This window comes from Colwellia chukchiensis (genome assembly GCF_002104455.1).
In the GTDB taxonomy this organism is placed as follows: Bacteria; Pseudomonadota; Gammaproteobacteria; order Enterobacterales; family Alteromonadaceae; genus Cognaticolwellia; species Cognaticolwellia chukchiensis.
The window spans coordinates 26113-38749 of the sequence record NZ_NBOC01000006.1 but is presented as its reverse complement, the minus strand read 5'-3'; the positions used below and the strand labels follow the sequence as shown (position 1 = coordinate 38749).

6 protein-coding genes are annotated in these 12637 nt (G+C 41.0%); all 6 read left to right on the top strand.

Annotated features, from left to right (window positions below):
* The first annotated feature begins 3 nt into the window (after positions 1-3).
* The 6 genes from B6K83_RS08805 (at position 4) to B6K83_RS08780 (ending at position 12636) form a co-directional block, all read left to right on the top strand.
* Positions 4-219 (top strand): DUF2835 domain-containing protein, encoded by a 216-nt coding sequence (locus tag B6K83_RS08805; RefSeq protein ID WP_085284567.1) that lies wholly within the window; start codon positions 4-6, stop codon positions 217-219.
* A 309-nt stretch (positions 220-528) separates the two neighbouring features.
* Positions 529-2574: a DUF1302 domain-containing protein gene (locus B6K83_RS08800; RefSeq protein WP_085284566.1), complete on the top strand. Its 2046-nt coding sequence runs from the start codon at positions 529-531 to the stop codon at positions 2572-2574.
* 60 nt (positions 2575-2634) lie between these two features.
* Positions 2635-3984 carry a DUF1329 domain-containing protein gene (locus B6K83_RS08795; RefSeq protein WP_085284681.1) on the top strand — a complete coding sequence of 450 codons (1350 nt, stop codon included), beginning with the start codon at positions 2635-2637 and terminating at the stop codon, positions 3982-3984.
* 311 nt (positions 3985-4295) lie between these two features.
* On the top strand, positions 4296-5201 hold the full coding sequence (locus B6K83_RS08790) for a WD40/YVTN/BNR-like repeat-containing protein (RefSeq protein ID WP_233143891.1): 906 nt from the start codon (positions 4296-4298) through the stop codon (positions 5199-5201).
* Between the two features lie 5 nt (positions 5202-5206).
* On the top strand, positions 5207-7522 hold the full coding sequence (locus tag B6K83_RS08785) for an efflux RND transporter permease subunit (protein ID WP_085284564.1): 2316 nt from the start codon (positions 5207-5209) through the stop codon (positions 7520-7522).
* 269 nt (positions 7523-7791) lie between these two features.
* Complete coding sequence (locus tag B6K83_RS08780) at positions 7792-12636, top strand: NAD-glutamate dehydrogenase (protein WP_085284563.1); 4845 nt, start codon at positions 7792-7794, stop codon at positions 12634-12636.
* The last annotated feature ends 1 nt before the right edge of the window (position 12637 follow it).

Here is a 12637-nt window from a genome sequence, read left to right as displayed (position 1 = left end):
GCGATGAAGTATTATTTTAACTTGAATATGACCAGCCAAGACTTTTTACCTTATTACCAAGGCCAAGTGCGAGTTATTAAAGTTACCACATTGCAGGGATTAACCCTTGAATTTCCCGCGATGCACTTGCGCGCTTTTTTAACGGCAGGCGGTATAAAAGGGCAGTTTTGTTTACAGACCAAGCACAATAAATTTATCTCGCTGAATAAAATTGCATAATTAGAGCCTTTGCTTTAAACAGTGGTCAGACCATCATAGCGAAAAGCTTGAGTACAGAAGATGTTATGATAAGTGTTATTTCTGTCTACTATATGCGTATCCCGATATAAACATAAAGCATGTTTTAAACGGGTGTTTAAAACATGCTTTTGGTCTCGCGTCTTATTTTATGGCAAGTCTTTAATATAAAGGGGTTTAAGTCAGGTTTTAGCACTTGCCACTTGTGTAAAATGATGTAATTATTGTTTTATAACCAACTGGGTTTCAGATAAAAATAAAAATACAGCATCACCTCTGGGGAGAAAAGAAATGAAACAAAACCTTCGCAACGGTTTTTACAAAAAGCCTCTGGCTTTAAGTATTGCCGCCGCTTTAATGACCATAGCTAGTGCTAATGTGCAGGCAAAAAACTTTCAGTTAGGAGACTTTGATATCAGCTTTGACTCCACTTTTTCTGCCGGTACAAGTTGGCGGGTAGAAAACCGTAATTGGAATGACAATGTCGGCAAATCAAACAATGCCAACAATGGTTTTGATTTTAGCCAATATCACCCCATCTTAAATGTCAATCCAAATGCCGCTACGGTATGGAATGGAGCGGGCAGTTACTCCACCAATGGTGATAATGGTAACCTCAACTTTAACGCTGGTGAAAGCTTTTCAAAATTGATTAAGGGCTCACACGAATTAGATGTTCGTTATGAAAACCTAGGCTTTTTTGCCCGTGGTATGTATTTTTATGATTTTGCCATGATGGATAGTGACCGCGCATGGACTAATCCGAGCTCTGGTAAAGTTAATGACCCATGTCGAGACAGTGAGGCGCGTGAGCAAGTTTGTCGTGATGTTCGATTACTTGATGCTTTTGTTTATGGTGATTTTGACCTAGGAGAAATGCCGTTTTCAGTTCGTATCGGTCAACAAGTGATTAGCTGGGGTGAGAGTACCTTAATTTCTCACGGTATCAGTGAGCTTAACCCTGTTGACATTGCTCGTCTTAAAGCGCCAGGTGCTGAATTAAAAGAAGCCTTTATTCCTTTTGGCGCTGTCTGGGCTTCACTTGGGGTCTCTGAAAACTTTAACGTAGAAATGTTTTACCAATACAATTGGGAAAAAACGGTATTACCAGCACCAGGAAGTTATTTCTCAACTAATGACTTTGCCGGCGATGGTGGTCAATTTAACAACGTACAATTAAACTTTGCCAGTAATCCAGACATGGATCTGGACTCGATGATCAGCAACTTAAATGTTCTGCGTGAACAAATTCTCAATGGCAATGTTGCTATGGCTGATGCGGCGAGTGCCTATGTAGGTGGCTTTCCAACTAAATTAACCTTGCGTCAAGCTGATGCGGAAAATGAACCGGAAGATGGTGGCCAATATGGTTTGCGTTTATCTTGGTTCCTGCCTGAATTTAATGATACTGAAATTAGTTTATATCACATGAATTATCACAGTCGTCGTCCGGTATTCTCTGGTATTACAGCAGACTTTAGCGGCGCAGCACTTGCCCATGATGTTGGCATGTTAGCGACAACCGAAATTACTCATGACAATTATACTGATTTACAAGCATTTTCACGCGTACAACTCGACTATATAGAAGATATTAAACTATACGCATTAAGCTTTAATACAGCTATTGGCACTACCTCAGTGGCAGGTGAAGTGACCTTCCGTCAAGATGAACCATTACAAATTGATGACGTTGAGTTGTTGTTTGCTGCCATGCCACAACAATTAGCCAATGATTTAGGGCGCGATGAACTTGATGGTATTTCGCAGATGCCGGTTTTTGCAGGTGGCTCACGCGCTAATGGCTTTGTGCTATCAGATACCATTCAAGCACAAATGACCTTTACCCATTTATGGGGACCAACCTTTGGCGCTAGCCAATTGGTTACTTTATTGGAAGTGGGTGGTATCGATATTCGCGATATGCCAGATAAAGAAGTCTTACGCCTAAATGGCCCTGGTACCGCGAGAAACGGTGGCGTTGCAGGTAAAGAAGGCTTAGAAATCGCTTTACAAGATGGCGTAGAAACCAATCCGTTTCCTAGTGCATTTGCTTGGGGCTATCGCTTTGTAAGTAAGTTAGATTATAACGATGTCTTTGCTGGTATTAATGTGTCACCTAAAGTGGTGTTTTCACATGATGTTAATGGTATTACCCCAGACCCATTGTTTTTATTTGTCGAAGACAGAAAGTCGGTGTCATTAGGCTTAGGATTTGATTATCAAAGCCGTTGGTCAGCTGACATAAGCTATAACAGCTTTTTTGGTGGCGTAGGTACCACTAATCAAATGGAAGATCGCGATTACGTGTCTTTTAACATTAAGTATTCTATTTAAGGCAGTGTGAGGATTCTTTTCATGAAAAATATTTTAAAAAATAGCTTTAATAAAGCGACTATGGTGTCTTTAGCGGTAACTATAGCGTTGGCATCAACAACAGCGAACGCCAAGATCACTGAACAAGAGGCGGCTAAACTACAAAAAGAATTAACGCCTTTTGGTGCTGTGCGTGCAGCAAGTGCTGATGGTTCTATTCCTGCTTGGACTGGTGGCATCACTGAAGCTCCGGCTGGCTATAAAGTTGGCGATCACCACATAGACCCTTTTGCCGATGATAAAGTTTTATACACCATAACCAGCAGCAACTTAGCGCAATACAAAAGCTTGTTGACGCCAGGACAAATAAAGCTATTTGAAACCTATCCTGATAGCTACAAAATGAATGTCTATCAAACCCGTCGTTCTGCCTCATACCCAGCGCATGTTTATCAAGCAACATTGGACAATGCAGTCAGAGCAGAATTAGTACAAAACGGTAATGGTATCGTGCAGGCTGCGGTCGGCGTGCCATTTCCAATTCCGAAAGATGGTTTAGAAGCTATCTGGAACCATATTTTGCGTTATCGTGGTGAAAAAATCACCCGTCAAGGTGGTCAAGCTGCGCCAACCGCTTCCGGTGATTACACTTATATGGGTTTTGATGATCAATTGCTTATTCCATACGGCGTTAAAGGCGTAAAGGCAGAAGAATTACAAGCAACCAATATTTTGTTTAAATTTAAACAAAAAGTGACAGAGCCAGCACGTTTGGCTGGTACCGCGCTGCTTGTACACGAAACCATGGACCAAATTAAAACGCCTCGTCAGGCATGGACTTATAATACTGGGCAACGCCGCGTTCGTCGTGCACCTAATGTTGCCTACGATGCGCCAGGTACAGCATCAGATGGCTTAAGAACTACCGATGATTTTGACATGTTCAATGGCGCGCCAAATCGCTACAACTGGACATTAAAAGGCAAGCAAGAGCTGTTAATTCCTTATAATGACTACCGCTTACATAGTGATGATTTAAAGTATGATCAAATCTTGCAAGCAGGGCATATCAACCCAGAGCTAGTACGATATGAGAAACATAGAGTTTGGGTTGTTGAAGCGAACTTAAAATCTGATACGCGTCATACATACAAGAAGCGCGTATTTTACATAGACGAAGATAGCTGGCAAATTGCGGTCACTGATATTTATGATAACCGCGACGAACTTTATCGTGTCGGTGTTGCCCATGGCATAAACTATTATGAAGTACCTACTCAGTGGTCAACGTTAGAAGTCTTTCATGATTTACAATCTCGTCGCTATATTGCTATGGGACTAGACAATGAAGCGGAAATGTATAACTTTTCAGCAGAGTTGAAAGATGTAGACTTTACCTCTTCGGCGCTGCGACGTGAAGGTCGAAGATAAGTTTAAAACCTCGATAAACGGCTGGCACCTGCTAGCCGTTTTTGTTTAACTTATTCATACGATTAATAATTTTAATTCTTTGTTTTTTTAGCTAAGCTAAAGGCAGAGACTTGGTAGTAATAGGCATAGCGCTTTATATGAACTCATTACATTACTATCTATTTTGAGGTTTTTTAGCCATATTATTCCTGTTGATGGAGCACTTTAATTAAATTATGCGCCTTTTTGTTATTTTACTTAGTATTTTTATAATACCTATTCTTAGCGCACAAACCCTTGACGCAAGGCATGCGCCTTTAGCCAGCAAATCTTTGTTGCTCGATATAACCTTGGTTAGTCAAGATAAGTTGGTGGTGGTTGGTGAGCGCGGTCATATTCTATTATCATCGGACGGTGTGCAATGGCAGCAAGCACAAGTACCTGTACAAACAACATTAACCGCTGTTTATTTTGTTGATGAAATGCACGGTTGGGCTGTTGGTCATGACGCAACAATTTTAGCGAGCAAAGATGGTGGTCTAAGCTGGCAAATACAACAACACTTGCCTCATGTGCAAAAACCTTTATTAGATGTTTTGTTTCACGATGTCGATAATGGTATCGCCGTGGGAGCATATGGCTTGTTTTATCGGACCCAAGATGGCGGAGAAAACTGGCAAATTGAATATCACAATGAATTTCTTTACCCAGAAGATCAAGCGTATTTAGCCGAGTTAAAAAGTCAAGATGAAGAAGCATACTTGGATGAGCAAGGCAGTATTTTACCTCATTTTAACCGTGTCGTTGCTGATGGCCGAACCTTATATTTGGTGGGAGAAATAGGTTTAATTGCTAAAAGTAATGACTTTGGCGTTAGTTGGCAAAAGTTCGATGAGATATACCAAGGTTCATTTTATGATATCAACCGCACCCAAGAAGGTAATTTATTGGTTGTGGGCTTAAGAGGTCATATTTTTCGCAGCCTCAGAAACGGCACGCCTTGGCAACAGAGCTCTAGTCATGTTACCGCACTGTTAAGTGCTATTGTACTTAGCGATGACCAACGAATATTTATTCTTGGCAATAATGGTGTTGTGCTCGAAAGTCAAGACGATGGTGCTAGCTTTACTAAGCATATACAAAAAGATGGTAAAGCACTGATCGCCGGTGTGTGGTATAAAAATAATATCGTTGCGGTCTCAGATGTAGGTATTAAAACCATTAAGGTAACGAAGTAACTGTCATGAATTTAAACTCTTTATTAAATATCGTTGAAGCGACACTGTTTCGTCGCCGCCTTGTTGTATTGGTTATTTTTGCATTAACCAGCATATTTTTATTATTTCAAGCCAGTCAAATAAAGCTTGATGCCGCATTTACCAAGCATATCCCGCTTAACCATAGTTATATGAAAACATATTTGAAGCACCAAGCAAATTTTGGTGGCGCCAATAATGTTTTAATATCCGTTTGTGACAGTAGCGGAGATATTTTCAATCCAGAATTTTTTACGGCTTTAAAAGGCGTACACGATAAATTATTTTTTATTCCCGGTGTAGATCGCATTCAGGTTAAATCGTTATTTTCACCTAGTACGCGCTTTGTTGAAATTGTAGAAGATGGCTTTGCCGGTGGTCCAGTGATCCCTGCAAATTTTCAGCCAGATGAAGCGGGCTTAGCGATCGTAAAAGGCAATATCGAAAAAGCCGGTATTGTTGGCAGCATAGTCGCCGACGATTATAGCTGCTCTATGGTAAAAACGTCGTTAATGGAAATAGACCCTAATACCGGGAAAAAGCTAGACAGTATCGTGCTTGCTGAGCAACTCGAAAATGAGATTCGTGCCGAATTCGAACAGGGCAATATTTCAGTTCATATTATTGGCTTTACTAAAATGGTTGGTGATGTTGCTAATGGCGCTAAAGGGGTCGTCACCTTTTTTGCCATTGCTATCGCTATTACCACATTAATGGTGTTTTGGTTTTGTCGTTCGTTAGCCTTAACCGTGTTGCCAATTTCTTGTTCATTAATTGCTGTGATATGGCAGTTAGGTATGTTATCAACGTTAGGTTTTGGCCTTGACCCTATGTCGATACTGGTCCCGTTCTTAGTTTTTGCTATTGGGGTTAGTCACGGCGTGCAGATGATCAACTCGGTCGCTAAAATAGTCAAAAACGGTAAAACAAGCAAAGAAGCTGCGCAATTAAGTTTTAGATTGCTACTAGTTCCTGGGGGGATTGCCTTGCTATCTGATACCGTGGGCTTTATGACATTATTGTCAATTGATATAGGTATTATTCGCGAGCTTGCCATTACCGCATCCTTGGGGGTGGCTATGATTATTTTAACCAACTTAGTCCTTTTACCTCTGTTGATTTCTTACCTGAGTATAGACAGCAAAACATCAAAACAAACGAATAATCAGCCAGCCTCAGATAAAGTTTGGCGTTTAATGTCTGCTGTGGCAACACGGCAATTTGCAGTGGTTATTTTAGCCATTACTGCCTTGTTATACGCTGTTGGTTTGTATTATGCGCAAAACATGAAGATTGGCGAGTTGCATGCAGGTGCGCCGTCATTGCATGAAACATCGCGTTATAACCAAGACACCTTTCTGATCACGGATAAATACGCAATTAGTGTTGATTATATGTCGGTGATTGTAGAAACCACAGCAGATGCTTGTACCTATTACGATCAGATGGATATTATCGATCGTTTCCAGTGGCGGATGGAAAACATTGCAGGGGTACAATCTGCGGTTAGTTTAGCGTCCATCGCTAAAATTGTGAATGCTGGCTATAACGAAGGCAACCCAAAGTGGCGAGTACTTTCGCGTAATCAGCAAACCTTAGTGCAATCTATCGCTCGGGTACCATCGTCCAGTGGCTTATTAAATAGCGACTGTAGTGTTATGCCAGTGATTTTATTTTTAGAGGATCATAAAGCAGAAACCATTAACCGCGTCGTTGATGCCGCAAAGCAAGTGGCTAGTGAGCTAGAGAATGACACTTTAGCATTTAAGCTTGCCTCAGGCCCTGTTGGGGTAATGGCGGCCACGAATGAAGCGGTAGAGGCTGCCCAAATTCCTATGATGCTATATGTTTATGGCGCAGTAATTGCCTTGTGCTTATTAAGCTTTAGAAGTTTGCGAGCCACTATCGCTGTGGTTTTGCCACTGTATGTGGTATCGACGCTCGCACAATGGTTAATGACAGAGCTTAATATCGGCCTTACAGTGTCAACGCTACCAGTGATAGCGTTAGGGGTAGGTATAGGCGTTGATTACGGTATTTATATTCTGTCAACCATGAGCGTAAAATTACGACACGGCGCTAGCGTGCAAAGTGCCTATTTTGATGCCTTGAAAGAGCGGGGCAGTGCGGTGCTGATCACAGGTATTACACTTGCGATCGGTGTCTCAACTTGGTTTTTCTCAGATTTGAAGTTTCAAGTTGATATGGGCATCTTATTAACCTTTATGTTTTTGGTCAATATGATTGCCGCTGTGCTGGTACTACCAGCTATTGCTGCTTTTCTGTGGCCACAGCGAAAATAATTTAGCTATTTTTTAAAAATAAATAGTGCATAATTAAACAAGAAAATGACCGAAAGGTCATTTTCTATTTATAACTACTGAATAAATAAATTTTGTCGCTGTTTGAGTTACATAAAGCCACAATTTTTAAAGTAATATATCTAAAATATTGCTCGCAATCCCGCGAGATAGTTAATATGATCGCCCAGATAGTCTATTCTTTGTATCAAGAAATATCAGACTGTAAATGTAAATAATTTTTCAAGCGTTTTATCCAAAAGGAAAAAGGCATGGCGTTAGTAGACGGTTTACCCTCTGTGATACTTTCGAACGTAGCACAGTTAATAGAAAAAAAAGTTCCAGCAGCAACAGCTCCACTTGTGAAACAATTTGCTGAATTGCTATATAAAAATATTTCAACCTTAGATTTAGAACATCGTAATGACAGTGATATGTATGGTGCGACGTTAAGTCTTTGGAATACGTTAAACGATCACCAAGATGATAAACCTGTTATCAAAGTCTTCAATCCGCAGGTGTCTAAGCATGGTTGGAAATCTAGTCATACCATAATCGAAATTATCGTTAGAGACATGCCGTTTTTGGTTGATTCGGTAAGGATTGCGCTAAGTAGACTAAACCTTACGCCGCATTTAATGCTTAACTCTCCTATTAAAATAATTCGCGATAAAAGTAAAAATATTAGCGCCTTAGCTGCTGCGGTAGATCAGTCATTTAAATCCACATCGGTAGAAACTGTATTTTTTATCGAGATTGATCGTCAAAATGACGATGCCGTATTTAATAAAATTAGTAAAGAACTGCATTCTGTAGTGCGCGAAATCTCATTAACTGTTGATGACTGGCGTCCAATGCAAACTCGCTTATCAGAAGTTATTGATGAAGTTAAGCAAGCTAAAACATTACCTTGTTCGAAAGAAGAACAACTTGATAGCATTGGCTTTTTAGAGTGGGTGCTAGCCGATAATTTTACCTTACTTGGATATCGCTCTTATGATATTAAAACCTTAGAAGGTGATATGGCGCTGACCGCAAATGTTGACTCTAGCCTTGGTTTAATGAGTCAATATGAAGGTACGAAAGATCGCCTTATTTCTACGCTTAGTGAGTCAGCGCGAGAAGTTGCGTTAGGCAAAAACCTGCTGATTTTAACAAAAACAAATGCCAAATCGCGTGTGCACCGGCCTGCACATCTAGATTATATCGGTGTTAAGCGCTTTGATGCGCAAGGTAATGTCATCGGCGAAGATCGTTTTGTCGGTTTATTTGGCTCGGCTTATTACACCAATAGTGCCTTAGATTTACCGCTGATTAAAACTAAAGTGGCAGGTGTTTGTAAAGACTCAGGTTTTGCAGCAGGCACTCACGCCTACAAAGCGTTAATCAATATTCTTGAAACTTACCCTCGAGACGAAATACTCCAAAGCTCACCTGCTGAGTTATTAAAAAACGTGTTGGGTGTATTTCAGATGCAAGAGCGTGACTATTCCGGCTTGTTTATGCGCCGAGATGCATTTGATCGCTTTTATTCATGTATGGTTTATGTGCCGCGTGAGCGCTATAACACAGCATTGCGGGTCGCCACACAAAAGTTGTTACAGCAAGCATTAGGCAGTACTGAAGATGTTGAGTTTACGACTTACTTCTCTGAGTCTGCACAAGCGCGTACACATTATATTGTTCGAGTAAACTCAACCAAAGCAGATATCAACGTGAAAGAAATTGAAAAGAACTTAAATCATGCCGCTCGTAGTTGGGATGATAATTTAGCAGATGCCTTAAACACACATAAAGGCGAAGCTAAAGGCAAAGCGTTAAGCCGAAAATATACCAGCTTTCCACAAGCGTATAAAGATGAAGTATTACCCGGTACGGCGATTGTCGATATTGAGAAGTTTGAAGCATTATCACCTGACAATCAGCTAGAAATGTTGTTTTATCAACCACAAGAAGAAAGCGCTGACAGCCGATTCGTGAAGTTAAAACTTTTCCACAGTGGTGAGCCGCTGCATTTGTCTGACGTTTTACCTATGTTAGAAAACTTTGGCTTGCGTGTTATAGGTGAAAGCCCATACGCGGTAAAAGCCCAAAATGGTGAAGTGTATTGGATTTTAGACTTCTCAATGCTTTTAACTGGTAAAGGCCAGTTTAACTTAGAAGTAGTGCAAAGTTTATTCCAAGATGCATTTGCCAAAGTTTGGACCGGACAACTAGAAGACGATGGTTTTAACCGTTTAATTTTAGGTGCTGAACTAGGTGGTCGTGAAGTTTCTATTTTACGCGCTTATGCGAAATACGAACGTCAAATTGGTGGTACATTTAGCCAAAACTATATTGAAGATACGTTTGCACGCTACCCAGAGATAGCAAAACTTATCATTAAGCTCTTTAATCTGCGCTTCTCGCCAGCGAAAAAGCAGAATGAAAAAGCGATTGAAAAAGTGATCACAAGTATTGAGTCTTCGCTCGATAATGTGGCTAACTTAGATGATGACCGTATTATTCGTCGCTTCGTTGAAATGGTTAACGCGACAATTCGTACCAACTACTTTCAGCCTGATCCGGAAACGGGTGAAAAGTCTTATATCTCGTTCAAAATCTTGCCAGAGCAAATTGCTGACGTACCTTTGCCGTTGCCTAAATTTGAAATATTTGTTTACTCGCCACAAGTTGAAGGTGTTCACTTGCGTGGTGGTAAAGTGGCTCGTGGTGGCTTACGTTGGTCCGATCGTCGTGAAGACTTCCGTACTGAAGTATTAGGTCTGGTCAAAGCACAACAAGTTAAAAATGCCGTTATCGTGCCTGTAGGCGCTAAAGGTGGCTTTGTTTGTAAACAACTACCCAATGGTGACAGAAACGAAATCTTTGCTGCAGGTAAAGAATGCTATCGTACCTTTATTCGCGGTTTGTTGGATATTACGGATAACATTGTTGCCGGAGAAGTTGTGCCGCCAGCCAATGTTGTGCGCCATGACGATGATGACCCGTATTTAGTTGTTGCTGCCGACAAAGGTACGGCAACATTCTCTGATATTGCTAACGGTATCGCAGACGAGTTTAATTTCTGGTTAGGTGACGCATTTGCCTCAGGCGGTAGCGTAGGTTATGACCATAAAGGTATGGGTATTACCGCTCGTGGTGCATGGGAGTCAGTAAAACGTCACTTCCGTGAAATGGATATCGATTGTCAAACCACTGACTTTACCGCGGTAGGCATTGGTGATATGGCAGGTGATGTTTTTGGTAATGGTATGTTGTTATCTAAGCACATTCGTTTGCAGGCGGCATTTAACCATTTACATATCTTTATTGATCCAGCGCCTAATGCAGCGACAACCTATAAAGAGCGAGAGCGCTTATTTAATACTCCTGGTTGCTCATGGACGGATTTTGACAGTGCATTAATTTCTGAAGGTGGTGGCGTTTTTGACCGCTCGGCTAAGTCGATCAAGCTAACACCACAAATTAAGAAAATGCTAGGTACACAAAAACAAAGCATGGCACCAAATGACCTTATTCAAGCCATATTAAAGATGAAAGTTGATCTTTTATGGAATGGTGGTATTGGTACTTATGTGAAAGGCTCTAAAGAGTCACACCTTGAAGTCGGTGATCGTGCTAACGATTCGCTACGCATTAATGGTGCTGACCTGCAAGCTAAAGTAGTCGGTGAAGGGGGTAACTTAGGTTTTACTCATTTAGGCCGAATTGAGTTTGCAGCAAAAGGTGGTCGTATTAATGCTGACTTCGTTGATAATGCCGGTGGCGTTGATTGTTCTGATAATGAAGTTAACATCAAAATATTGCTTAATGGCTTAGTGCAAAACGGTGACTTAACCGTTAAGCAGCGTAATAAAATTCTTTATGACATGACCGATGAAGTCGGCGATATTGTTATAGATGATTGTTACCGCCAAACACACTCGCTTTCGGTTACCGAATTACGAGGTGGTAGTGCCTTAAAAGAGCAAGCGCAATTTATTACTGAACTTGAGCGCTCAGGTAAGTTGGACCGAGCGTTAGAGTTTATTCCAAGTGATGAAGAAATTGCTGAACGCTTAGCCTTAGGTAAAAACTTAACTCGCCCTGAGCTATCAGTACTGCTTGCGTATAGCAAAATGGTATTAAAAGAAGAGTTATTAGACCCTGAAATAACTGACAACGAATATCATCAATCATTGCTTATTGAAGCGTTTCCTAAGCAGCTACAAGATAAGTACAGCGCACAGATGCAGGAGCATCCGTTACGGGCGGAAATTATTGCCACTAAGTTAGCCAATAGCATTGGTAACTACATGGGCTTTAACTTTGTTCATCGTATGAAAGAAGAAACAGGTGCAACGACGGCAGAAATAGCCAACTGCTACGCTATGGCTAGTGCCGTGTTTGAGTTGTCTGATATTTGGAAGCAAGTGACGAACTTAGATAACAAGATATCGACAGCGATACAAACCGAAATGTTGTTCCAATTGCGCAGAACCGTGCGTCGTGCAACACGTTGGTTCTTACGCCATCGTAATAAAGCCTTGAACATTGCAGAGTCAATTGCGTTTTATCATGCAACATTTGCAGAGCTATCTAATACCATTAGTCAATATATGGCAGAAGATGAAGCCGCGCAGATTAAGCGTGTAGAAAACGACTTAGTTAATGCCGGTGTACCTGAGTCTTTGGCGTTAAGAGTGTCTTTATTAAGCACATTATTCTCTGCGATGGACTTAGCAGAAATCTCTAAATCTGAAGCGGTATCGACTGAGTTAGCAACTGATCTGTACTTTAAATTGGGCACTCGCCTTGATTTACACTGGTTCTTAGATCAAATTACCTCTCAACCAGTGAACAATCATTGGCAAGCACTCGCTAGAGCGTCTTTTAGAGAAGAACTAGATTGGCAGCAACGCTCATTAACGTCGGTGATCTTACGCAGCAGCGAAGGTGAAACTGACGTCGATAAGATGTTAGAAAGCTGGCTTGTCGAAAGTGCACAACCACTTGAGCGTTGGCAGCATATTTTAGCTGACTTTAGAATTGGTAAAACTCATGAGTTTGCCAAGTTCTCAGTTGCTTTGCGTGAACTTATGCTGTTAAGTTTGCACTGTGATCCAGTGAAATAAG